The following is a 22,636-nucleotide window of genomic DNA, read 5'->3' on the forward strand; positions in this document are numbered from 1 at the left end:
TTCACCTCTGTCGTTGCGAATAAAGCGTTTCGGATGTGGGCGGACCGATGATGGAACTCCGTTTGTTCGCAAAATCGGCTTTCGTCTTGCTTTTGCCGTTGCGGCTTCCCGTGAGCACGGAATAGACGGTCGGTAGATATTTGCGCACCTGCTTATTGCTGATGATCAGGATGACGAAGGCGGACAATGTCGCGCTGATATAGAAGGCGGGATAGAAGTCCGGCCCGCCTTTGTTCCAGACCATCCACATGATGACGAGTAGCGGGTAATGGGCGCAGAAAATCCAAAAGCTCAGGCTGCCGGTGTCGGCGAGCCGCTGGCCCAGCCGGCTGCGGATCAGGATCGCCGAGGAAACCCAGAAACCGAGCGCGCCGAAGACGGCCAGCAGGTTGCGCGACATGTTGAGCCAGAAGGTGAATTCCGGGCCGGTGAAATAAAGGCCAGTCGCCAGCATGGCGGAGGCGGCGAAAGTCAATGCCATGATCGGCAGGGCATAGGGATCGAGCGCCTTGACATCGACCCGATGCAGCGCGAGCGCAATGCCGAGCGAAAAGCTGAAAAGGATTGATTTTTTCTGGACGATGAAGATCGTCAAATCAGGCATGGCGGTGATGATGAGCAGGATCGCCAGTGTCGGCAACGCGAAACGGCGCATCAAAAAGGCAAGCACCGGTGACAGCAGGATGCAGACGAAGAGATCACGCAGGAAATATAGCGGCACATTCACCGGCAGCTCTTCGAGCGCAGTTCCGTGGCTGATGATTTCACGCGGGCTGGCGTTCCAGAGATCGGGGAAATAACCGACGCCCACATCGAACAGCTGGATCAGTAGCACGGCGGCAAACAGCGCTCCATTCCACAGCAGGAAGGGTAATAGCACGGTTTTCGACTTGGAACGGATCGTCGCCGGATAATCGAAACTGCTCATGCCGCGACGAAACAGCAGGTAACCGGAAATGGCGCTGAGACAGGGCACGCCAATGCGAAACAGCGCGTCACCGAGAAAAACCCGCAGCCAGTCGAAGAAGCCGTAGAGGCCGAGAAACGGGCTGGTTTCCGCGTCGTGCGGTACATGCACGAACACGATCCCCGAGATCAGCAAAATGCGCATCAAATTGATACGGGAGGATAGGTTCTGATCGACAGTCACATCAGTCACCCCTATTGGGCGGCGTCCACCCACGCCGCGTTGCAACCAGAGCGAACTTACGCCCGCACTGGAAAGTCTGGTTTCGACTTTGGGATAAAATGTGGCGACGCGGGAAAAACACAAGCTTAGATTTTGCGGGTGAATGTCTGGCGTTTTCGCGATTTTTGTCGCCGCATAAAGTCAAGACGATGAAAAAGAACGATTTTTTAGAAATTCTGTTGTCGTTAAAAATCGCTGAACCGTGTGGAATTGTCATTTGCCGTGATGTTGCACTGCAAAAATGGCAATGTCCGGTCCTGCCGCGGCAAAGGGAATTGCCGCGGTGAGGACCGGTTAACGGCGGAAATGAGGCGCATTTCCCAGCAAAATTTCTAACCTTGGGTTGTGGCGTCTCGCATGCGCCGTGATTTCACCATCCCAAGGACCTTTCCAAGCAGAGCCCGTTCGGTCAGCAGGATCAGGATGCCATAGATGACGCCGCCTACGGCAGCGCCGACGAGGACCTGAAGGGTGGCGCTCGGGATATGATCGGAAACGGCGTGAAGCAGATAACGCACCGCAACGGCCATGACGAGCGCTGCGATCATCGGCCTGCTGCTGACGTAGAGGCCACGGAAAAACGGCGTGTCGCTTGCCTTGAACACGGCCCAGGAATAGGCGACCAACGTTACCGCATTGACGATGCAGAGCCACACCATGGCGTCGATCAGAGTGCCATAAAGTGCGGCGAGCCACACCGCGACCGTGGTAACGACGGCGCGGATCGTCGCCGACCAGAACAGGACGCGGCCATAGCCGGCGCCCTTCAGATAGGGAATGAAGGTGCTGCAGGGGGTGAGAATGGCTTTCGACAATGCCAGAAGGCCAAGCACCGGCCAGGCATAGGCCCAGTTCTGCCCGAAGATGACAAGCATGGCCGGTTCCGCAACGGCCCAGAGACCGAACATCATGGGCGCCAGAAGCACGGTTAGCACCTGCGTACTGAACATCAGTGCGTCGCGACGGCGTTGAGGATCGTCCATCATGCGGCTGAAGGCAGGAAACAGAACGCCCATAACGGCAGACAGCACGACCTGATTGGGAATGCTGGCAAACCGGTTGGAGGCGGAGTAGGCGCCAGCATCGGCAAGGCCGAGGTGCCGCGCGATGACCACCATAGGTGACTGGAACGTAACGAAATTGGCGATTTCAGAGCCCATCAGCCCCGAGCTGAAGCCGAGAAGCGGCACCAGCCGGCGCGGTTTCATGACGAAGCGGGGGCAATAGCGTGAAACGGCGTAAAGCCCGACGAGGCGAATGAGGGCTGCGGCAAAAAGCTGGATGATGAGCGCCCAGACGCCGAAGCCCATGATGGCGAGCGCCACGGCGACGACCGCGGCGATGCTTTCGGACGCCATGCTCCAGAGCGCGTCCTTGCTGAAGTTCATTCGTCGCGCCAGCAGCGAATAGGCGACATCACCGGCAAGCTGCAGCGGGATGAGGAATGCCATGATGCGCAGCAGATAGGCGCTTTCAACAGCACCCAGAAGCCCGCCAAAAAATTCCGCCCAGATGTAGAGGACGGCGGCCATGGTGCAGGAGATCGCCAGATTGGCCCAGAAGACGGTATGGATCGTGTCCATATCCTCTTCCTTCTCGACGATGAGAGCGGAGGTCAGCCCTGCGCCGGCAATCATGGTCAGGAACTGTACAACCGTAAGTCCTACCGCCACCACGCCGAATTCTTCCGGGGTAAGCAGTCTTGCGAGAATGGGGACCGTGACAAATTTAAGCCCGAATGTCCCTGTTTTTGATAAAACGCTCCAGCCGACATTCGTGGTGATGGTCTTTACATTTGGCGCTGGGGGCATACAAGCATCCTGTTTCTGGAGGCCGGCGGGAGGAAGCCGGTTGGGAGTTGCCGATACCATCGGGGCCGCTTTTAGGATCGGGCCCGACACTTCTTGATCAACGCAAGGGGCGAAACAATGGCAAGATTTACTGTCGTCATTCCCTACTACCAAAAGCAGCACGGTGTCCTGGGACGTGCACTCGCATCGGTTTTTGCGCAGACCTACCAGGACTTCGATCTTGTCATCGTCGATGACGAATCGCCATACCCGATCGATCAGGAACTTGCGGAACTTTCGCAGGAACAGAAAGACCGGATTCTTGTCATTAAGCAGGCCAATGCCGGCCCGGGCGGCGCGCGCAACACCGGTCTCGACCATGTGCCTGACGGCACCGACTATGTTGCCTTTCTTGATTCCGACGATATCTGGACGCCGGATCATCTGCAGAATGCGGCGTTTGCGCTTAAGACCTATGGCGGCGAGTGCTACTGGGCATCAATGCAGGCAAGTGACGAATTTTATTATCATTTCGCCATTTCCGAGCTGGAGAAAAATGAGGGCGCCGCACGGCTTTCCGAGAAACCGCTGGTGATCGAACTGCCGGATCTGGCAAGTGTCATGCTGCGCAACTGGAGCTTCCTGCACCTCTCCTGCATGGTGATCGGCCGTCCTCTCTTTGAAAAAATCCGCTTCGATCCGGCGCTCAGACTGGCGGCGGAAGACGTGCTGTTTTTCTGTGATTCCATCCTCGCATCGAAGCGGACACTGCTCTGTGATGATGCCGGTGCGATGCGCGGAATGGGCGTCAATATCTTCCACAGCATCGACAATACTTCGCCGGAATTCCTGCGCCAGCAGTTCAATACCTGGGTGGCGCTCGATACGCTGGAGGGGCGTTTTTCACGCCGGCCGGACGATGTCGCCTCCATTGCGTCCTACAAAAACACGGCGCGCAAACAGGCCCTGTGGAGCCAGGCGGGCAATCTGAAACGGCGCAAGGCTCCCGAATTCGGACTGCTGTTGAAGTGGGCGATGCGTGATCCGGCCCTGCTGCGTGCCGCTTTCGAACTCGGCGCCGGAAAAATCGTTCGCTTGCGATGAGCGAATTCTCGCCCGCAAGAATTTATGTGTTTTTTCACCCAGGAGTGACCTCATGAAACCTTACCACTGGGAATCTCATCACGGAAATTTCGGTGACGATCTCAACCTGTGGCTGTGGGACTTTCTGCTTCCGGGCCTGCGCGATGTGCATGACGATGTCATGCTCGTCGGAGTCGGCACTGTCCTGAACGATGTTCTTTTGCCGGGAAAACAGCGCAAGCTGGTGATCGGCAGCGGTTATGGTTACGGCGCGGTGCCGGATACCAGCACCGAGTTCTGGGACATTCGCTGTGTGCGCGGCGAAAAAACCGCCGCCAAGCTGGGGCTCGCGCCCGAAAAGGGCATCGTCGATCCGGCCGTCATGGTCACCGAGATGCCCGATTTCAAAGGCCTGCCGAAACTCTACAAGAAGACCTTCGTTCCCCATTGGGAATCGGCGGAATTCGGCATGTGGGAAACGGTCTGTGAGCCAGCAGGCCTCACCTATCTCGACCCGCGCGGCGAAGCGAAAGCGGTCATCCGCGCCATTGCCCAGTCGGAATTCATCGTGGCTGAATCCATGCACGGCGCAATCTTGGCGGATGCCTTCCGCGTGCCATGGGTCGCCGTCAGCACCTCACCGTCGATCAACAGCTTCAAATGGAGCGACTGGGCCGGCAGCGTCGGTGTCGAATATCAGCCGCGCTATGTGCCCGTTTCAACCCGCGCCGAGGCGGCGAAAAAGGGCTCGCGCTTCTGGGGCATGAGCTTCCCGCCGCCGCCCGGTCCGGTTATCGCAGAGCCCGGTTCTGTTTCGGCGCATGAGGGTGACGTGCTGGTGCGGCCGCAAGAAACGCAATCCCGCTCGCTGCGCAAGCTTGCCAAGCAGGTGTTGGCCGCGCCTTCCACGCTGGCGCTCTGGCAGGCAAGCCGCTCGGAACCACGTCTCAGCCCAGACGGCCGGCTGGAGGAGCGCAAGGAGCGTTTTGCCGCCGTGCTGGAAACGGTAAAGCGGGATTATCTCTAAGGGCAAGGGGCGGATGCGGCAGAGAATTTTCTGCCGGCCTTTGCTTGAGGATGCCATCCTCTAGGGTCTCTATCGTCATGCTCGGGCCTGTCCCGAGCATCTGCAACCGACCGATCATAAGATACGTGAGTAAATCCTCGGGACAAGCCCGAGGATGACGGCGAGGAATTGGCGTAGGTCGCCTTTTCCCTCACGAAACCGGCGTGCCGTCCAGCAGATAACGCACATCCCGCACCGGTGGCGATTTGCGGAAGCGGGCGGTCTTGTCGCTCCAGATGCCGCGCGTGATGGCGGGCAGGGCTGGCAGCCGCGCGAGGGCGTGGCTCAGCGCACCGCCCATGCCTTTCTGTTTTTTCGTATCGAGAAAATGACGAAGCTCGAATTTGGCGCGGATATGTTTCTCATGCTCGCGCAGGATCGCCGTTTCCTCTGTCGAGAGCCGGCAGCCGGCGAGAATCGCCCTGTCCGCCTCGTAGAGCAGGCGGAGATCTTCGGTCCCGTGCCGACCGCTCAGCGAGTTGCCGCGCACGATCGCGCCGTAACCGCAATGGCGAATAACCTTGTAACGCGCGCCGGCGGCAAGTGCCCGCACGTAAAGCTCATAATCTTCGCCAAGCCTCAGTGCCTCGTCATAACGCAGCGCATGCTTGTCGAGAAAAGAGCGGCGTATCACCGGTTTCAGGAACCCGGTTTCCCCGCGCTCCACCCCGGGCCTGGAGATATTGCCCTCCACGAATTCCGTGAGCGATAAAAACCGCGCCTGCGCCTCGAAACGGGCCGGCTGCATGGAGGAAGCGCCGGGAACCGATTGCTGGATGAAGGCGATATTGTCGGCCACAAGATCCCAGTTGTCATCGGCCAGCATGGCGGCGAAACGGCCCCGGAAAAAGAAGTCATCTGCATCCAGAATGCTGATGAGCGGGGCAGATGAAATCGAAATCGCGTGGTTGCGCGCGGCGGAGGGACCGCGATTCACATCGAACCGCACGACCCGCAAACGGCCCGTGCCATCATCTGCCGCATGCGCCACGTCGCTCGTTGTGTCGGTGGAGCCATCGTCGATAACCACGACTTCCCCGACCTCCGGCTCCACAAGAGCGGAGCGAATGGCGATATCGATGGTTTCAAATGCGTTTTTCGCAGCGATGATGACGCAAATGGGCTGTGAATCGCTCACCATGTGGTGTCCTTCTGCTTTGACCAACGGTCAGGATTTGGCCAGCAGAAAGTGTCAGGCGTATGGATGCAAGCGATTTTTTGCGGCGCAATAAAAGAAGCTGCGTAAAAGCTTACATATCGGTGAGTTTAGCGCCGTGCAGTGGGGCGCTTTTTGCCGGTTCCGCCGTCATGGTCTCGGCGCTGCGATCACGCGAAAAGGTTTCCCGCATCCGCCGTTTTTCTCGGGCGACGAGAACCAGAATTCCAATAAAATAACCGACTTGCAGAATGACCGCACAGATGAGGGTCTGAATGAATGCCGTATAGAAAGAGCCGTGGATGAAATATGTCGCCACCGCAAAGGCGAGCAATGCACCAATCATGCTGAAAAAAACACGAGGTGCATACATGGTGCTCTCCTCCCGAGAACGATTTCTCCATTTTTGACTGCTCTGCGGCATTTTTCTTCTTTGCAAGAAATATACGATGAGACCGGTGCTGTTTCAACACACATATACTTCTTCTAACGGTTGCGGCATGAAATTTCGGTAATCTTGATTGGTAAATTCCTCCATAACTGCCGATCCGCGCCGATCAAGCATGCCTGACGAGACCGCTTCCTGCGTCTGGAAGCGCCAGAACCGTGCTGCTGGCGGCCCTCGCGGGTTGTCTGTCCCGTTCTGCAGACTTCGTTAACCATCTCGCCTTTAAAAAGTCGGTATTGATTCCTCGAAGAGCAGGGTGCCCGCGTGACGACGAGTTCAGAAGTAATCGCCTTTCCGGCAAAGAACCGCATTGCCGACGTAAAACGATGTGCAACCATGCTCGACCGGCTGCATGGTGTGGAGGCGAATGATTTCTGGCGCAGGGAGTGCCGTGAACTGGCCGCCCGTCTGACGGCGCTTGGCTATGAGGACGCCGCCATGCGGCGCGAGGTCATGGAATTTCAAAACGCCGTGCAGGCTGAATTGTGGGCGGGGGATGCTGCGCCCGAGGCACGCCGCGACAGCCATTGATGGTTCTTTTTCTTCATTAAAAAAGCCGGCGGGTTATAAACCAGCCGGCTTTTTTATTGGTTCGGGACGCCTCAGGAGGCGCCAGCGGCGCCGCGCGTGCGGGCAACGCCATCCAGTGCGGGCTTGTATTTGGGATCGAGTCGCGCCGCATGCGCATAGGACTTGGCAGCCTTGGCCATCTCACCGCGGCGCTCATAGACCAGCGCCTGGTTCGCCCAGGATTCCGCCACATTCCCATCAAGCGAAATGGCGTGGTTGAAATCGGCGAAGGCATTTTCATCGTCGTTCAGCGCGACATAAGAAAGGCCGCGGCCATTATAGGGCTCGGGCGACGTCGACGACAGCGAGATCGCCTTGGAGAAGTCCTCGATAGCCTGGGCATGCTGGTTGCGCAGCTGGTAGATCAGGCCACGATTGTGCCAAGCGCGTCCGTCGGTGGTTTCCAGCTCGATGGCGCGGGAGAAATCGTTGAAAGCTTCGTTCACGCGTCCGGACTGGCGGTAAAGATTGCCACGTCCGATCAGCGCCACATCGTAGCTCGGATTGATCTGCAGGGCGGCGTTGTAGTCCTGCAGGGCCTGCTGCTGCTGGCCGCTATTGCGGTAAACCAGCGCGCGGTTGGCGTAGGCCTGATAGAAGCGCGGGTTCAGTTGCAGCGCCTTGTTGAAGTCCTCGATGGCGCGACGCGAATCGCCGGCGCGGCCGTAGGCCGAGCCGCGGACGTTGTAACCTTCAGGGTCCTGGGGATTGGCGTTGATGACCGAGGTGAGCGAGGCGATGTTTTCCTGCGAACCCTGTGCACGGTCGATCCGGAACACATCTTCGGTCTGGTTGGATGTCGCGCAGCCGGAAAGACCGGCAAGGATGGTGCAGACGACCAGAGAAGCGCGGAACCCTCTGTTGTTTTTCAATGGCACCCGGCGCGCGGAGGCATCGGCGTTTTTCACAACACAGGCATCGACAGCGATCATTCGGTGTGGGTTCCCTCGCAGGCCGGTCTCACGATCGTTCTCAAGAACATTCTCCGGCCACAAACACAAAGAGCGGCGGCGAATTGATCGCCCCCGCCCAACAAGCATTCAAAAACGTCCAAAAGACGGCCTATTAACGGCCTGCGCGGGGGGCTGCAACCAGACCTTCGCGCTGTGCACGCTTGCGTGCCAGCTTGCGAACGCGGCGAACGGCTTCCGCCTTTTCGCGAGCGCGCTTCTGGGAGGGCTTTTCGTAATAATCGCGCATCTTCATTTCACGGAAAATGCCTTCGCGCTGCATCTTTTTCTTCAGGGCGCGGAGCGCCTGATCAACGTTATTGTCGCGGACTAGTACCTGCACGTTAAACCCGTTCCTTTAGTTTGGTTATCTTGCTGTGAGAATAAAGGCATTCGCACGCAAACAAAAAATGGTTCGTCCGGCTGTCGAGCTGGGCGATTGGTGACGTGCAATAACAGATCATTTGCGCCAAGTCCAGCCGGTAGCGCACAATCACCCGGCAAAATGCGGCTTATCCCGAATTCTGCCGGCGATGTCGAAACAAAATCATTGCGGCGTCGCAAAATGAATATTGCCTCCCATCACGATTTGCCATGTGTATGATATTGGCCGGGCTTATATTGACGGCCGCTGGCCGGTTCTTGAGGAGCAGACTGCGAATGCGCAAATATTCCGTTTTTGCCGTGGCGCGTGAGGCGTTGCGGGGCCATAAAGGGTGGGATGCGCAATGGGCCTCACCCGAGCCGCGCAAGGACTATGATGTCATCATCATCGGCGGCGGCGGACATGGTCTGGGCGCCGCCTATTATCTGGCCAAGGAACACGGCATTACCAATGTCGCGGTTCTGGAAAAAGGCTGGCTCGGCGGCGGCAACACCGGCCGTAACACCACCATCATCCGCTCCAACTATCTCTATGAAGAGAGCATGGATATTTACGAGCATTCCCTGAAACTGTGGGAAGGCTTGAGCCAGGATCTCAACTACAACGTCATGTATTCGGCGCGCGGCGTGATGATGCTGTCGCACAATATCCATGACCGGCAGTCCTTCAGCCGGCATATCAATGCCAACCGTCTTTATGGCATCGACAATGAATGGCTGACGCCGGAGCAGGCAAAGGCGTACTGCCCGCCGCTCGATATATCAGGCAATGCGCGTTATCCGATCAATGGCGCGGCCCTTCAGCGCCGCGGCGGCACGGCTCGCCATGACGCTGTCGCCTGGGGTTATGCGCGTGCTGCTTCCGATCGCGGCGTGCACATCATCCAGAATTGCGAGGTCACGGGCATTCGCCGCGGACCGGACGGAGCGGTGACGGGTGTGGAGACCAATCGCGGTTTCATCGGCGCGAAGAAAATCGGGGTTTCCGCTGCCGGTCACTCCTCGGTCATCATGAAAATGGCGGATGTTCGCGTTCCCCTGCATTCCAACCCGCTGCAGGCGCTCGTCTCGGAGCCGCTGAAGCCGATCTTCCCCTGCGTCGTCATGTCCAACACGGTGCACGCCTATATTTCGCAATCCGACAAGGGCGAGCTGGTCATCGGTGCCGGCACCGACCAGTATAATTCCTATTCGCAGACCGGTGGTCTCCAGATCATCACCCACACGCTGGACGCTATCTGCGAGCTGTTTCCGATCTTCCGCCGTGTGAAGATGATGCGCCAGTGGGGTGGCATCACCGATAACACACCCGATCGTTCCGCCATCCAGAGCGTAACGCCGGTGCCGAATCTCTTCGTCAATTGCGGCTGGGGCACGGGCGGCTTCAAGGCGACGCCGGGTTCGGCCAATCTCTTCGCGCATCTCATTGCCCGCGGGGAGCCGCATCGTCTGGCGGCCGGGCTGACGCTGGACCGCTTCCGTACCGGCCGCCTGATCGATGAGGCTGCCGCTGCCGCGGTGGCGCATTGATGCTGGCGGCTGCCATGCTTGCGATCAATATATCAGGCGCGGCCGAGGCCGTGCCCATCGGCAACGTCATTCCCGAGGCCAGGGATTTTCGTAGTCAGAAGATTGCGAAGATGCAGGGCGAGAAAGACTGGCCGTTCAAGGCGGAAAAAGGCCTGCTTTTGTGTGCTCCCAGTCTCGCGAACAAGATGGTTTATTTCGTCGGAGAGAGTGAGGATGGCGAGCAGGATTATCCCTTCGCGATCGATACCGACATGATGGCGGTCGCCATCGTCAATATGGGCCGGGCCTCGGCGTTGCGCCCCTTTGATAATTTCGAGCAGCTTTTAAAGCGGCTTTCCCCTTTTGTAGCCATGGGGAAGCGGCTGTGTGACCAACCCGCCGGAACGATCCTTCCGGAAAATTCTCTCTAGGTGGAGCGACGATGCTTCTGATCCATTGCCCCTATTGCGGGGAAGACCGTTCCGAACTGGAATTCCGCTGGGCGGGCGAAGCCCATATCGCCCGGCCGGAAAACATCGCCGATATCTCCGATGAGGCCTTCGCGGAATATTTCTTCATCCGCGACAATGACAAGGGCCTTGTTTTCGAGCGCTGGCGTCACATTCACGGCTGCGGTCGCTTTTTCAACGCCGCCCGTGATTCGGTGAGCGACAAATTCCTGATGACCTACAAAGCGGGTGAACCGAAACCCGATATTGAAACGGTTCTTTCCGCAGAAAAGGGAGCCGGGCAATGAGCGGCGATTATCGTATCAAGGGCGCAGGACGTCTCACGCCGGCGAGAACCGCGCGCTTCACCTTCGACGGCAAGATCTATCCGGCGCTGGAGGGCGACACCGTCGCGTCGGCACTTCTGGCCAATGGCGTGCATCTGATCGGTCGTTCGTTCAAATATCACCGTCCGCGCGGTTTCCTCTCCGCCGGGCCGGAGGAGCCGAATGCGCTGATCGACGTGTCGCGCGACAGCCTGCGCAAGCAGCCGAACGTGCGTGCCACGGTGCAGGAAGTGTTCGACGGGGCGATTATCGCCTCGCAGAACCGTTTCCCGTCGCTGTCTTTCGATCTGAGCGCTATCAACGATCTTCTGTCGCCGATGTTCGCGGCCGGTTTCTACTACAAGACCTTCATGTGGCCGAAGGCCGCCTGGCATAAGATTTACGAACCGCTGATCCGCCGTGCTGCCGGTCTCGGCAAGGCGCCGAGCGAGCCGGATGCGGATCACTATTCCGGCCGTTATGCCCATTGCGACGTGCTCGTCGCTGGTGCAGGCCTCGCCGGCCTGACGGCGGCGCTTGCCGCAGCAAAAACCGGTGCCAGCGTCATTCTGGTTGATGAGAATGCCGAGGTCGGTGGTGCGTTGCGCTTCGACACTGGCGCTGTAATCGACGGCCTGCCCGGTTATGAATGGGCGCAGAAGGTGCTTGCCGAACTGCAATCCATGCCCAACGTCCGGGTTCTGACCCGCACGACGGCCTTTGGGTATTACAACCATAATTTTGTCGCGCTTGCCGAACGCGTTACCGATCATCTCGCGACGCCTGCCAGACACCAGCCGCGCGAGCGCCTCTGGCAGGTCCGCGCCAAAAAGGTCGTGCTGGCGGCCGGTGCGATCGAGCGCCATATGGTCTTCGCCAATAATGACCGGCCCGGCATCATGCTGGCTTCAGCGGCCCGCATTTATCTCAACCATTATGGTGTGTCCGTAGGCCACAATGTCGGTGTCTACACGGCGCATGATTCGGCCTATGAGACTGCCTTCGATCTGAAGAAGGCCGGGGTGAAGATCGCCGCCATCGTCGATTGCCGGGAAAATCCGGACCAGCGTCTGCTGGACGAGGCCCGGGCGCTCGGCATCGAAGTGCTGGCCGGTCACAGCGTTTATAACACCGCCGGCCGCCTGCGCGTATCTTCCATGACCGTTGGTCGTAATGGTGGCTCCAACAAACGCAAGATCGCCATCGATGCGCTTGTGGTTTCGGCGGGCTGGACGCCTTCAGTGCATCTCTTCTCGCAATCACGCGGAAAGCTGAAATTTGACGCGGCTAACCAGCGCTTCCTGCCGGATATCCATGTGCAGAACTGCGTCTCCATCGGCGCTTGTAACGGCACGGATGATGTTGCCGCGATCATTGCGGAGGCGGCAGTTGCTGGCGGCGGTTCGGTGGCGTTTTCCGGTGAAAATGCCCGGGCTTGGACAGGCGGAATGATCGGCGCTGCCGAAGGCGCAGGCGAGGGCACCGGCGTCAAGGCTTTCATCGATTTCCAGCACGATGTCTGCGCTAAGGATATTCGCCTTGCCGTCCGCGAAGGCATGCATTCGGTCGAACACATCAAGCGCTTCACCACCAATGGCATGGCGTCCGACCAGGGCAAGATGTCGAACATGCATGGCCTTGCGATTGCGTCGGAAGCGCTCGGCCGGGATTTGCCCAAGGTCGGTCTCACCACCTTCCGCCAGCCCTATACGCCGGTTACCTTCGGCACGCTCATCAATCATTCACGCGGCGCGCTGTTTGATCCGGCTCGCAAGACGCCGATGCATGACGAAGAACTGGCGGCCGGTGCGGTGTTCGAAGATGTCGGCAACTGGAAACGTGCCTGGTTCTTCCCGCGCGCGGGCGAGGACATGCATGAGGCAGTCAACCGCGAATGCAAAACGGTGCGGACAAGCGTCGGCGTGTTTGATGCCTCCACCCTCGGCAAGATTGAAGTGGTCGGGCCGGATGCGGCGAAGTTCCTGAACCTCATCTACACCAATGCCTGGGATACACTGAAACCCGGCCGCTGCCGTTATGGCATCATGACCCGCGAAGACGGTTTCGTTTATGATGACGGTGTCGTCGGGCGCCTTGCCGAAGACCGTTTCCATGTGACGACGACCACGGGCGGTGCACCGCGCGTTCTCCAGCACATGGAGGACTATCTCCAGACCGAATTCCCCGATCTCAATGTCTGGCTCACCTCGGCTACCGAACAATGGGCCGTGATTGCCGTGCAGGGGCCGAAGGCGCGGGAGGTCATTGCGCCTTTCGTCGAGGGCATCGACATTTCGCCGGAGGCCTTCCCGCATATGGCTGTGGCAGAGGGCAAGTTCTGCGGCGTGCCAACGCGGCTTTTCCGCGTGTCCTTTACCGGCGAACTCGGCTTCGAAATCAATGTGCCGGCCGATTACGGTGCAGCCGTCTGGTCCGCGATACGCGAGAGGGCAGAAGCCGTTGGCGGCTGCCTCTATGGCACCGAGACCATGCACATCCTGCGTGCCGAAAAGGGCTATATCATCGTCGGCCAGGACACGGATGGCACGGTGACCCCTGACGATGCCGGGCTCGCCTGGGCCGTCTCCAAGAAGAAAACGGATTTCGTCGGCATTCGCGGCCTGAAACGCATTGATCTGACACGAAGCGGCCGCAAGCAGCTCGTCGGTTTGAAAACGAAAGACAGGCTGACCGTGCCAGATGAGGGCGGCCAGATCGTTGCCGATCCAAACCAACCGAAGCCGATGACCATGCTCGGCCATGTCACCTCAGCCTACTGGTCGGAAAATCTCGGCCACTCCATCGCTTTTGCCTTGGTGGCGGATGGCAGGGCGCGCATGGGCGAAACGCTCTATATTCCGCTTGCCGATAAAACCATTGCCGTCGAAGTGACCGACATGGTCTTCCTCGACAAGGAAGGAGCCCGTCTCAATGGCTGATATGCTGCACGCAAAACGCAAATCCGTGCTCGAGGATTTCCATGGCGGCTCGCCCTTCGTTTCGCTAAAGCCCGCGGCTTCCGCGTCGCGGCTATCGCTGCGGGCGCGGGAAAGCGCCATCCCTGCCTTGTCAGAAGCGCTTGGTATTGCCCTGCCTGTAAGGCCAAAAACATCGGTAACCTCAGGTCTGCGCTCCGCCCTTTGGCTGGGGCCGGATGAATGGCTGGTGATTGATCAGGGCGAAAGCGACCTGGTGGCGGCGCTTGCCAATGTGTCCGATCTGTTCTCGGCAACGGACGTCTCCCATCGCAACAACGCCATCATCGTGTCGGGTGCTGGCGCTGAAGCCGCGCTGAATGCCGGCTGCCCGCAGGATCTGTCGCTAACAAGCTTCCCGGTCGGGGCGTGCTCGCGCACCGTGTTCGGCAAGGCAGAAGTCGTGCTACTGCGCACGGCGGACGACACGTTCCGGGTGGAGTGCTGGCGTTCCTTCGCGACCTATGTTGGTGGCCTACTGCAGGAAGCGGCGGAGGACGTGGCGGTTTAACGCCGCCATCCCCGCCATTCCACCCATCGCCCATGGAAATCGGCACGGCCGATCTCCTGTCCCTCACCCGTCGGCCAGATTTGCAGGGTAATGGCAGCGCCACCCGGTGTCGCATCCGCCTCCATTTGCAGGCGGGCAAGCGGCGCCTCCGGCGTGGCGCGGGCTCCAGCCTCGGCGATCAATGCTTCTCCTGCCCGCTTGAGGGCATCCGGCAGATATTGCCAGGCGATGGAGTGATAGACGACATGCGTCGCACCAGGATGCTGAGTGGAAAGGCGCCGCTTCAGCCAGTCGATCGCATCGGCTTTCTCCACCCGCAGGCCGTTCTCCACCGCGATCCGTAACGCTGCGGCGGTGCGCTCCAGCCTGTCCGTCTGGTCGGCCCAGATATAGGACATCAGCCGCAGGCGGTCCTCGGCCGAGGAAGGGTCGAGCGGGTTGAGATCGCATCCGGCACGTTCGACAACCTCTATCCGCCCATCCGGTGGGGCGTCGCCGCGCCATTCCGGCGACAGGAAAACATCGGATTGATTGCCCCATGTAACGTCACCGAGACGATAGCTGTATCGGTCAAATTGCAGGTTGAGCCCGGCGCTCGCTCCCACCTCGGACAGCACGAGCGGCTTGCCGCTGCGCTCCGCTATTGAAAGAAAGCCCGGCAACAGCACGGCGGAACGGCGGACTTCATTGGTCTGCGGCGGCGATTTCAGCCTTTCGAGGATAAAGGCCGAATGGAAGCGCAGGGCGCTGGAGCAGCCCTGCCATAGCGCCTCCTCGTCATCAGGCGCCATATCGACAAGCGGCGCGATCTTTTCCTGGATGGCAAGCGCGTGCAGGGCGCCCGCCAAGCGCAGGGGAACGGAATCGCCGGAAGGACCAACATCGCCGGGCCAGGACAAAATCCGCTCGCCCACCTCCGTCTGGCGGTCGAGCTTTGTTGCCACGGCGCGGCAAAGCCGTGCCGTGAAGGGAGAGCCGAGGCTGTCACAGGCGCTTGCCTGAACGAGAAATGCATTCCTTACGGCTTCGTCATGCATGCGGTCGCTCCCTTGCTGCGGTTCAGGCGTCCTCCGGCCTGTCTTCCGGGTTGAACTGGCTGATGGTGATCCAGCGGGCGGTGAGTGCGGGCTTTTTCTCGTTTTCGATTTCCACCGTCACGTCATAGGTCGTCATCAGCATGGCCGCGCCGCGAAAACGCGCTTCCGCCAGCGTGAAGCGACCGCGCACCCGCGCGCCGCTTTTCACCGGGGCAACGAAACGGACGGCATCGAAGCCGTAATTGATGCCCATGGTCTGCTCGCGAATGCGGGGCAGGGCGTCGTAATTCAGCGCTGAAAGCAGCGAGAGCGTCAGGAACCCATGGGCGATGGTGCCGCCAAAAGGGCTTTCCGCAAGGGCGCGATCGGGGTCCATATGGATGAATTGCTCATCCCGCGTCGCTTTCCCGAAAGCGTTAATCATTGTCTGGTCGACGGTAATCCAGTCGGAAACGCCCATTTCGGTGCCGACGAGATCCTTCATGTCCGCCAGCGCAATTTCTTTTGTCATGTTACCTCGTCCGTATTGTTTCCTGCGACTTATACGGCTCGTGACGCGAGTGGATCAACTGTGGAGATAAAACACCACCGAACGGGCGGGCAGGAAGGCCGGGTTGCCGAAATCCGTGCCGATGGCGTTCCAGCCATCGCCGGGGAGAATAAAGGGCACGATCTCTCGTCCGCGATTGATGAGGATGGCAAGCTCGGTATTCTTGCCGGTCTCCCGGTCGAGGGTGGAAAGCAGCATGGCAAAGGCCTGGGCATCCGGTCTTTCCCAGTCCGCAACCGTCATCGGCTCCCCGCCTGGGGCAAGCCATGTCACATCGCCTTTGCCGGAGAAGAAGCCGGTCTGCGAAAACACATCGAAGCGCTTGCGCAACGTGGCAAGAAACGCCGTATGGTCGATCAATTCGGGGACGAGCGATGACCAGTCGACCCAGTTGATCTCATTGTCCTGACAATAGGCATTGTTGTTACCCTGCTGGCTGCGCCCGCCTTCGTCGCCTGCCGTCAACATCAGGGTGCCACGGCTGACGAAAAGCGTGGAAAGCAGCGCTTTCACATCCGCAAGCCGAGCGGCCATAATGGCAGGATTGTCGGTCAGGCCCTCAAAACCATTATTCCAGGAATGGTTGTCATTGTGGCCATCGCGATTGTTCTCGCCGTTCTTGTCATTGTGTTTGCGTTCATGGCTGACGAGATCGAACAGGGTGAAACCGTCATGGGCGGCAAGGAAATTGACGCTGCGGGTGTTCAAACGGCCATGGCGGGAAAATATCGGTGAGGAGCCGGACAGCGCATCGGCCAGCGCCCCGGTCGTGCCGGCGTCACCACGCCAGAACCGGCGCATGTCATCGCGGGCACGATCGTTCCACTCGAGGAAGCTTTCGGGGAAGTTACCGAGTTGATAACCGCCTGGGCCGATATCCCAGGGTTCTGCAATCAATATCCGGTCGTAAAGTATGGCGTCTGAATGCATCGTCGCAAGGGTTTCACTCGCCATGTCGAAGCCCGCGGCTGTTCGCCCCAGCACGGGCGCGAGATCGAAACGGAAGCCATCCACGCCGGCATGGAGAACGAAATGCTTCAGCGAATCGATGATGAGCTGGCGAATATAGGGATGGTCGCAGGCGACCGTATTGCCGGTGCCGGTATCGTTGATGAGCACGCCCGGCTTTCCCTGCGGGTGGCGGAAGGCGGTGAGATTATCGAGACCGCGCAGCGATAGGATCGAGCCTTCGATATCGCTTTCACCCGTATGGTTGAATACCAGATCGAGAATGACGCCAATGCCTTGCGCATGCAGCGCCGCAACGGTGTCGCGCAGCTCCCGCACGCCGCCGGGGCAGAGGCGCGGATCGAGCGCCATGAATCCGACCGGATTATAACCCCAGGCATTGGAAAGCCCGAGCGGCGGCAGGTGGCGTTCGTCGATCCAGGCGGTGATCGGCATCAATTCCACCGCATCGACGCCGATTTTTTTTAAATGCGCGAGAATGGCGGGATGGGCAAGTGCGGCGACGGTGCCCCTGATTTCGTCGGGTACGTCAGGATGCAACTGGGTGAAGGATTTGACGGCAAGCTCGTAAATCAGTCCGCCTTTGGCAAAACAAGGCGGCTGGCGCTTGACCGTCTCATGCTCGGAAAGGATCGCCTTCGGCATGACCGCGCCGGTTTCCGCGCCGAAAGCATAAAGCGAAGGGTCATGACGAAAGGGACGGTCGATCTCCGTGGCATAGGGGTCGAGCAGCAGCTTTGCAGGATCAAACCACAGGCCATGTTCAGGGGCGTAAATGCCGTGGGCACGGAAGCCATATCGCGTGCCAGGACCGGCCTGCGCATGCGTGAGCCGATGAACGTCGTCTTCACCGCGTCTCATCGGCAGACGTGCCGTCTCTTTCTCGCCAGTGTCATCGAACAGGCAGAGATCGATCTGCGAGGCGTGCCGGGAATAGACCGTGAATTCCGTTCCGTTTTCCGTGCGGATTGCACCTTTGGGGAAAACGGAAGGTGTCTGCATGGTCTGTTTCTCCGGAGGATAGTTGTTTCTTCTTCGTAACGGTAGAGGGTGGCCGGTAATGGAAGGCGGGTATGCGTCCGCCTGTGATCGATGGCGAACCCAAAACCTCTCCTCCGTCAGGCTCGGGCCTGTCCCGAGCATCAGCTACGCATTGATTGGACGATACGTTGGCAGATCCTCGGCGCAAGGCCGAGGACGACGTCGAGTTTGAAGAGAAGTCTGTTACTCTCAGACGGCCTTGTGGCCGCCTGCCGTCTTTTCGATTCCGCGCCTCTCCAGCAACGGCTGATGCAACTGAACAAAACCCTCAGGTAATAACGCTCGGCTCGCTACGGCCGGTATGGGCCTTGATGCCGGCGATGGTATCGGCAACGGCAATCAGGTCAGCGAGCGCCGTCTGCGTTTCGATGCCGTGACGGGCCGCATCCGGCTCGTAACGTTCAACATAGAGGCGCAACGTCGCACCCGCCGTACCGGTGCCGGAAAGGCGCAGCACGATGCGCGAGCCGCCCTCGAACAGGATGCGGATGCCCTGATTTTTGCTGACGGACTGGTCGACCGGGTCGTTATAGGCAAAATCATCCGCTGCCGCGACCTTCAGATTACCGTAGCTGGTGCCGGGAAGGGTCGCGAGCTTTTCGCGCAGGGTAGCGACCAGCGTATTCGCCGCATCCGAGTCCACTTCCTCATAGTCGTGGCGCGAATAATAGTTACGGCCATATTCCGCCCAGTGCTTTGTGACGATGTCCTTCACGCTTTCCTTGCGCGCGGCGACGATGTTCAGCCAGTAAAGCACGGCCCAGAGGCCGTCCTTTTCGCGTACGTGGTTGGAGCCTGTGCCGAAGCTTTCTTCGCCGCAGATCGTCACCTTGCCGGCATCCATGAGGTTGCCGAAGAACTTCCAGCCGGTCGGCGTTTCATACATGCCAAGGCCGAGCTTTTCGGCGACACGATCCGCAGCGGCGCTCGTTGGCATCGAGCGGGCGATGCCGGAAATGCCGGCGGCATAGCCGGGCGCCAGTCTGGCATTGGCGGCGATGATCGCCAGACTATCGGACGGAGTGACGAACATGCCCTTGCCGACAACCATGTTGCGGTCGCCATCACCATCGGAGGCGGCGCCGAAATCGGGGCCTTCCGGGCTCATGACGTCGTCATAAAGCTCCTTGGCATGGACGAGGTTCGGATCGGGATGGTGGCCGCCGAAATCCGGCAGAGGTGTTGCGTTGCGGACAGAGCCCTTGGGAGCACCCAGGCGCTTTTCGATGATTTCCACGGCATAGGGGCCGGTGACGGCGCTCATGGAATCGATCACGACCTTGAAGCCGCCGGCAATCAGCGCACGGATCGCATTGAAATCGAACAGCTCTTCCATCAGGGCGGCATAATCGGCAACCGGATCGATGACCTCGACCGTCAGTTCATCCACCTTGAAGCTGCCCACCTTGTCGAGATCGATATCGGCGGCATCGGAAATCTTGTAGCTGTCGATGACCTTGGAACGGGCGTAGATTGCATCGGTGATCTTTTCCGGTGCCGGGCCGCCGTTGCCGATATTGTATTTGATGCCGAAATCTTCGTTCGGGCCGCCGGGATTATGGCTGGCGGAAAGCACGATGCCGCCAAACGCCTTGTATTTGCGGATGACGTTGGAGGCGGCGGGTGTGGAAAGAATGCCGCCCTGACCAACCAGCACCTTGCCGAAACCGGCCGCGGCGGCCATCTTGATCGCCTTCTGGATGACTTCGCGGTTGTAATAACGGCCATCGCCGCCGATCACCAGCGTCTGGCCTTCAAAGCCCTCAAGCGCGTCGAAGATCGACTGGATGAAGTTTTCGGCGTAATTTTCCTGTGCGAAGACCGGTACCTTCTTGCGCAGGCCTGAAGTGCCAGGCTTCTGGTCCTGATAGGGCTTCGTTTGAACAGTCTTTATCATTGGTTCAATGGCCTTTCGAAATAAGCTGGCTGTAAAGCGCGGCGTAAAGAGCGGCGCTTTTTTCCCAGGAAACATCGGATTTCATGCCGAGTTTCTGCATTTGTGTCCAAAGTTTCGGGTCGTGATAATAACGCACGGTGCGGCGGATTGCCTGTTTCAGACCGTCGAGCGTGACGGGTGAGAATTGTACACCGGTCGCCGATTTATTGGCGATGGCGGCATGGTTGGCGTCGATCACCGTATCGGCAAGGCCGCCGGTTCGGGCAACCACGGGAACGCAGCCATAACGCAGCGCGTAAAGCTGGGTGAGGCCGCAGGGCTCGAAGCGCGAGGGGATGATGATCGCATCGCAACCCGCCTGCATCAGATGCGACAGCGGCTCATTATAACCGATGGCGACACCGACGCGCCCATGGTGGCGGGATGCCGCCGCCAGTAGCGCGCCTTCCAGTGCCACATCGCCGGCGCCCAGCACGACCAGACGGCCGCCGAGGGAAACGATCTCGTCCACGGCTTCCGCCATGAGATCGATGCCCTTCTGCCAGGTGAGGCGCGAGATGACGCAGAACAGCGGGCTTTCATCGTCATCGATGCGGAAATGTTCGGCGACGGCCTTCTTGTTCAGTGCGCGGTTCTTGAGGTTGGCGGCTGAGTAATTGTCATGGATTAGATGATCCGTTGCCGGGTTCCAGACATCGGCGTCGATGCCGTTGACGATGCCGTGCAGCACATGGGCGCGGCTGCCGATGACGCCGTGCAGGCCCATGCCGAATTCCGCGGTGAGGATTTCCTCGGCATAGGACGGGCTGACGGTGCTGAGCGCCGTCGCCGTTTGCAGGCCACCCTTCAGGAAACTCACATCATTATAATATTCCACACCTTCCATGCCGAAAGCATGGGCAGGCAGACCAAGCTTGCTGAAGATGTTGGCCCCGAACTGGCCCTGGAAGGCGATGTTGTGGATGGTGAGAAGGCTCGGAATTTCAGGCGTTTCGGCATAACGCATATAGACCGGCGAAAGCGCTGCCTGCCAGTCGTGAGCATGCACAAGATCCGGCCGCCAGCCGGGAAGAGCGCCGGCCGCAATGCGGGCCGCCGCCAGAGACAGCGCCGCAAAGCGCCTCCAATTGTCAGGATAATCTTTGCCGGTCTGGTCGAGATAGGGGCCCCCCGAGCGCTCGTAATAGGCGGGCGCATCGAGAATGAGGAGGTCGAGCCCCTCATGCCGCACTTCCAGCACATCGGCTTTTTCACCGAGCAGATCGGCAAATTCGAAACATTTGACGGGATCGGTTACAGCGGCTTTCACCGCCGGATATCCGGGGATTAACGTCCGCGTCTTGATTCCAAGCGCATCCAGCGCGATGGGAAGCGCGCCGACAACGTCGGCGAGCCCTCCGGTCTTTATCAGGGGGTAGATTTCGGATGAAACCGAAAGGACATTCATCGGCGCTACAGGTCCAGCTTGTCGATCATCGATTGGGTGATAAGGCAGATGCCGTTTTCGGTACGGCGGAAACGTTTGGCATCCAGTTCCGGGTCTTCTCCTACAATCAATCCTTCCGGAATGACCACGCCATGGTCGATGACGACATTGCTAAGCTGGGCATGACGCCCGATCTTCACACTCGGCAGTACTACGGCATTCTCAAGGCGGGAGTATGAATTGGCGCGCACGCCTGTGAACAGAAGGCTGCGGTTGAGCGACGCACCCGAAATGATGCAGTCACCGGAAACAACCGAAGACACAGCGGAACCGCGGCGGTTCTCATCGTCATGCACGAATTTAGCCGGCGGTGTGATTTCCGCATAGGTCCAGATCGGCCAGGATTTGTCGTAAATATCGAGGTCGGGCACCACATCCGTCAGGTCGATATTGGCCTGCCAGTAGGCGTCGATGGTGCCGACGTCCCGCCAGTAGGGGCCATGCTCGAAATCCGAACGTACGCACGAGTCTGCGAAGCGGTGGGCGACGGCTTTGCCGTGCTCTACGATATAGGGAATGATGTCCTTGCCGAAGTCGCGGCTGGAGGTGGGGTCTGCGGCGTCGCGGCGCAACGCCTCCATCAGGAATTTCGTGTGAAAGACGTAGATGCCCATGGAGGCGAGCGCAAAACCCTCATTGCCGGGAATGCCAGGCGGATCGGCCGGCTTTTCGATGAAATCGATGATCTCGTCTTTTTCATTCACATGCATGACGCCGAAGCCGGTTGCTTCCATACGCGGCACTTCAAGGCAGCCGATCGTCACATCCGCACCGGAATCGACATGCTGCTGAAGCATGTATTCGTAGTCCATTTTATAGATATGGTCGCCGGCGAGGATGACCATATATTCCGGCCCGTAGGGCTCGATAATGTCGATGTTCTGGTAAACCGCGTCTGCCGTCCCTTCATACCATTGCGTTTCGGAAACGCGCTGGGAAGCGGGCAGGATGTCGAAGCTCTCATTACGTTCAGGGCGGAAGAAGTCCCAGCCGCGCTGCAGGTGCCGAATGAGGGAATGCGCCTTGTATTGCGTGGCAACGCCGATGCGGCGAATGCCGGAATTAAGCGCGTTGGAGAGCGCGAAATCGATGATGCGCGCCTTGCCGCCGAAATAGACGGCGGGTTTTGCCCGGCGGTCCGTCAGCTCTTTCAGGCGGCTTCCTCTTCCGCCTGCGAGGACATAGGCCATTGCATCACGCGCCAAAGGCTGAACTCTTTTTTCCGACATGGTGTCCTCCCTCTGTGTCTG

Annotated in this window: 19 protein-coding genes and 1 pseudogene; 8 read left to right on the forward strand and 12 right to left on the reverse strand. The window is 59.2% G+C overall.

Annotated features, from left to right (window positions below; translation table 11 throughout):
• Position 1: 1 nt before the first annotated feature.
• Together ACFVTJ_RS14485 and ACFVTJ_RS14490 are read right to left on the reverse strand one after the other, a co-directional pair.
• Entirely contained in the window at positions 2-1,150 is a 1,149-nt protein-coding gene (locus ACFVTJ_RS14485) for an acyltransferase (protein ID WP_386908467.1), read from the reverse strand.
• 371 nt (positions 1,151-1,521) lie between these two features.
• The gene (locus ACFVTJ_RS14490) at positions 1,522-3,000 is read right to left on the reverse strand and encodes a lipopolysaccharide biosynthesis protein (RefSeq protein ID WP_386908469.1); all 1,479 of its coding nucleotides are present in this window, start codon (positions 2,998-3,000) and stop codon (positions 1,522-1,524) included.
• Between the two features lie 117 nt (positions 3,001-3,117).
• Between ACFVTJ_RS14490 and ACFVTJ_RS14495 the strand changes: the two genes are divergently transcribed.
• Positions 3,118-4,083 (forward strand): glycosyltransferase family 2 protein, encoded by a 966-nt coding sequence (locus tag ACFVTJ_RS14495; RefSeq protein ID WP_386908470.1) that lies wholly within the window; start codon positions 3,118-3,120, stop codon positions 4,081-4,083.
• Positions 4,084-4,135: 52 nt separating this feature from the next.
• The gene (locus tag ACFVTJ_RS14500; protein ID WP_386908471.1) at positions 4,136-5,089 is read left to right on the forward strand and encodes a polysaccharide pyruvyl transferase family protein; all 954 of its coding nucleotides are present in this window, start codon (positions 4,136-4,138) and stop codon (positions 5,087-5,089) included.
• Between the two features lie 190 nt (positions 5,090-5,279).
• Here the strand turns inward: ACFVTJ_RS14500 and ACFVTJ_RS14505 are convergent, their stop codons facing one another.
• Positions 5,280-6,269 (reverse strand): glycosyltransferase family 2 protein, encoded by a 990-nt coding sequence (locus ACFVTJ_RS14505; protein ID WP_386908473.1) that lies wholly within the window; start codon positions 6,267-6,269, stop codon positions 5,280-5,282.
• 109 nt (positions 6,270-6,378) lie between these two features.
• Positions 6,379-6,657, reverse strand: a complete 279-nt coding sequence (locus ACFVTJ_RS14510) for an exopolysaccharide production repressor protein (RefSeq protein ID WP_386908664.1) — start codon at positions 6,655-6,657, stop codon at positions 6,379-6,381.
• A 339-nt stretch (positions 6,658-6,996) separates the two neighbouring features.
• Between ACFVTJ_RS14510 and ACFVTJ_RS14515 the strand changes: the two genes are divergently transcribed.
• Positions 6,997-7,263 carry a DUF6074 family protein gene (locus tag ACFVTJ_RS14515; RefSeq protein ID WP_080794423.1) on the forward strand — a complete coding sequence of 89 codons (267 nt, stop codon included), beginning with the start codon at positions 6,997-6,999 and terminating at the stop codon, positions 7,261-7,263.
• 71 nt (positions 7,264-7,334) lie between these two features.
• On the opposite strand, the pseudogene ACFVTJ_RS14520 reads toward ACFVTJ_RS14515, so the two are convergent.
• Positions 7,335-8,072, reverse strand: a pseudogene (locus tag ACFVTJ_RS14520) (tetratricopeptide repeat protein); the annotation flags it as partial.
• Positions 8,073-8,367: 295 nt separating this feature from the next.
• Positions 8,368-8,595: a 30S ribosomal protein S21 gene (gene rpsU / locus ACFVTJ_RS14525; RefSeq protein ID WP_003498359.1), complete on the reverse strand. Its 228-nt coding sequence runs from the start codon at positions 8,593-8,595 to the stop codon at positions 8,368-8,370.
• A gap of 317 nt (positions 8,596-8,912) precedes the next feature.
• On the opposite strand from rpsU, the gene ACFVTJ_RS14530 reads away from it, so the two are divergent.
• The 5 genes from ACFVTJ_RS14530 to ACFVTJ_RS14550 are packed head-to-tail and all read left to right on the forward strand — an operon-like array spanning position 8,913 to position 14,406.
• Complete coding sequence (locus ACFVTJ_RS14530) at positions 8,913-10,166, forward strand: sarcosine oxidase subunit beta family protein (protein ID WP_003522141.1); 1,254 nt, start codon at positions 8,913-8,915, stop codon at positions 10,164-10,166.
• The gene (locus tag ACFVTJ_RS14535) at positions 10,166-10,576 is read left to right on the forward strand and encodes a hypothetical protein (protein ID WP_386908476.1); all 411 of its coding nucleotides are present in this window, start codon (positions 10,166-10,168) and stop codon (positions 10,574-10,576) included. Before ACFVTJ_RS14530 ends, ACFVTJ_RS14535 begins: the two co-directional genes overlap by 1 nt.
• Positions 10,577-10,587: 11 nt before the next feature.
• On the forward strand, positions 10,588-10,902 hold the full coding sequence (locus tag ACFVTJ_RS14540) for a sarcosine oxidase subunit delta (protein ID WP_173615648.1): 315 nt from the start codon (positions 10,588-10,590) through the stop codon (positions 10,900-10,902).
• Positions 10,899-13,859 (forward strand): sarcosine oxidase subunit alpha, encoded by a 2,961-nt coding sequence (locus tag ACFVTJ_RS14545; protein WP_386908478.1) that lies wholly within the window; start codon positions 10,899-10,901, stop codon positions 13,857-13,859. Before ACFVTJ_RS14540 ends, ACFVTJ_RS14545 begins: the two co-directional genes overlap by 4 nt.
• Positions 13,852-14,406, forward strand: coding sequence for a sarcosine oxidase subunit gamma (locus tag ACFVTJ_RS14550; RefSeq protein WP_386908480.1), 555 nt, complete (start codon positions 13,852-13,854; stop codon positions 14,404-14,406). Before ACFVTJ_RS14545 ends, ACFVTJ_RS14550 begins: the two co-directional genes overlap by 8 nt.
• Here ACFVTJ_RS14550 and ACFVTJ_RS14555 read toward each other — a convergent pair.
• The 6 genes from ACFVTJ_RS14555 to glgC all read right to left on the reverse strand — a co-directional run bounded on the left by ACFVTJ_RS14555 (position 14,403) and on the right by glgC (position 22,615).
• Positions 14,403-15,443 carry a DUF2332 domain-containing protein gene (locus ACFVTJ_RS14555; protein ID WP_386908482.1) on the reverse strand — a complete coding sequence of 347 codons (1,041 nt, stop codon included), beginning with the start codon at positions 15,441-15,443 and terminating at the stop codon, positions 14,403-14,405. The two genes, ACFVTJ_RS14550 and ACFVTJ_RS14555, sit on opposite strands and share 4 nt — an antisense overlap.
• 22 nt (positions 15,444-15,465) lie before the next feature.
• Positions 15,466-15,954, reverse strand: a complete 489-nt coding sequence (locus ACFVTJ_RS14560; RefSeq protein ID WP_386908483.1) for a MaoC family dehydratase — start codon at positions 15,952-15,954, stop codon at positions 15,466-15,468.
• 54 nt (positions 15,955-16,008) lie between these two features.
• Positions 16,009-17,964 (reverse strand): glycogen debranching protein GlgX, encoded by a 1,956-nt coding sequence (glgX, locus tag ACFVTJ_RS14565; protein WP_386908485.1) that lies wholly within the window; start codon positions 17,962-17,964, stop codon positions 16,009-16,011.
• 307 nt (positions 17,965-18,271) lie between these two features.
• Entirely contained in the window at positions 18,272-19,900 is a 1,629-nt protein-coding gene (locus ACFVTJ_RS14570) for an alpha-D-glucose phosphate-specific phosphoglucomutase (RefSeq protein ID WP_386908486.1), read from the reverse strand.
• Between the two features lie 4 nt (positions 19,901-19,904).
• Positions 19,905-21,347 (reverse strand): glycogen synthase GlgA, encoded by a 1,443-nt coding sequence (gene glgA, locus ACFVTJ_RS14575; protein ID WP_386908488.1) that lies wholly within the window; start codon positions 21,345-21,347, stop codon positions 19,905-19,907.
• A gap of 5 nt (positions 21,348-21,352) precedes the next feature.
• Entirely contained in the window at positions 21,353-22,615 is a 1,263-nt protein-coding gene (gene glgC / locus ACFVTJ_RS14580) for a glucose-1-phosphate adenylyltransferase (RefSeq protein WP_386908490.1), read from the reverse strand.
• Positions 22,616-22,636: the final 21 nt, after the last annotated feature.

Source organism: Agrobacterium sp. NPDC058088, from assembly GCF_042885035.1.
In the GTDB taxonomy this organism is placed as follows: domain Bacteria; phylum Pseudomonadota; class Alphaproteobacteria; order Rhizobiales; family Rhizobiaceae; genus Agrobacterium.

What these genes read in the sequence shown, in the direction of transcription:
- glgA (WP_386908488.1), bottom strand. Translation starts at nt 21,347, where the DNA reads ATGAATGTCCTTTCGGTTTCATCCGAAATCTACCCCCTGATAAAGACC.
- ACFVTJ_RS14535 (WP_386908476.1), top strand. Translation starts at nt 10,166, where the DNA reads ATGCTGGCGGCTGCCATGCTTGCGATCAATATATCAGGCGCGGCCGAG.
- ACFVTJ_RS14495 (WP_386908470.1), top strand. Translation starts at nt 3,118, where the DNA reads ATGGCAAGATTTACTGTCGTCATTCCCTACTACCAAAAGCAGCACGGT.
- ACFVTJ_RS14530 (WP_003522141.1), top strand. Translation starts at nt 8,913, where the DNA reads ATGCGCAAATATTCCGTTTTTGCCGTGGCGCGTGAGGCGTTGCGGGGC.
- ACFVTJ_RS14505 (WP_386908473.1), bottom strand. Translation starts at nt 6,269, where the DNA reads ATGGTGAGCGATTCACAGCCCATTTGCGTCATCATCGCTGCGAAAAAC.
- glgC (WP_386908490.1), bottom strand. Translation starts at nt 22,615, where the DNA reads ATGTCGGAAAAAAGAGTTCAGCCTTTGGCGCGTGATGCAATGGCCTAT.
- ACFVTJ_RS14510 (WP_386908664.1), bottom strand. Translation starts at nt 6,657, where the DNA reads ATGTATGCACCTCGTGTTTTTTTCAGCATGATTGGTGCATTGCTCGCC.
- ACFVTJ_RS14500 (WP_386908471.1), top strand. Translation starts at nt 4,136, where the DNA reads ATGAAACCTTACCACTGGGAATCTCATCACGGAAATTTCGGTGACGAT.
- ACFVTJ_RS14570 (WP_386908486.1), bottom strand. Translation starts at nt 19,900, where the DNA reads ATGATAAAGACTGTTCAAACGAAGCCCTATCAGGACCAGAAGCCTGGC.
- ACFVTJ_RS14490 (WP_386908469.1), bottom strand. Translation starts at nt 3,000, where the DNA reads ATGCCCCCAGCGCCAAATGTAAAGACCATCACCACGAATGTCGGCTGG.
- ACFVTJ_RS14550 (WP_386908480.1), top strand. Translation starts at nt 13,852, where the DNA reads ATGGCTGATATGCTGCACGCAAAACGCAAATCCGTGCTCGAGGATTTC.
- ACFVTJ_RS14540 (WP_173615648.1), top strand. Translation starts at nt 10,588, where the DNA reads ATGCTTCTGATCCATTGCCCCTATTGCGGGGAAGACCGTTCCGAACTG.
- ACFVTJ_RS14545 (WP_386908478.1), top strand. Translation starts at nt 10,899, where the DNA reads ATGAGCGGCGATTATCGTATCAAGGGCGCAGGACGTCTCACGCCGGCG.
- glgX (WP_386908485.1), bottom strand. Translation starts at nt 17,964, where the DNA reads ATGCAGACACCTTCCGTTTTCCCCAAAGGTGCAATCCGCACGGAAAAC.
- ACFVTJ_RS14555 (WP_386908482.1), bottom strand. Translation starts at nt 15,443, where the DNA reads ATGCATGACGAAGCCGTAAGGAATGCATTTCTCGTTCAGGCAAGCGCC.
- ACFVTJ_RS14560 (WP_386908483.1), bottom strand. Translation starts at nt 15,954, where the DNA reads ATGACAAAAGAAATTGCGCTGGCGGACATGAAGGATCTCGTCGGCACC.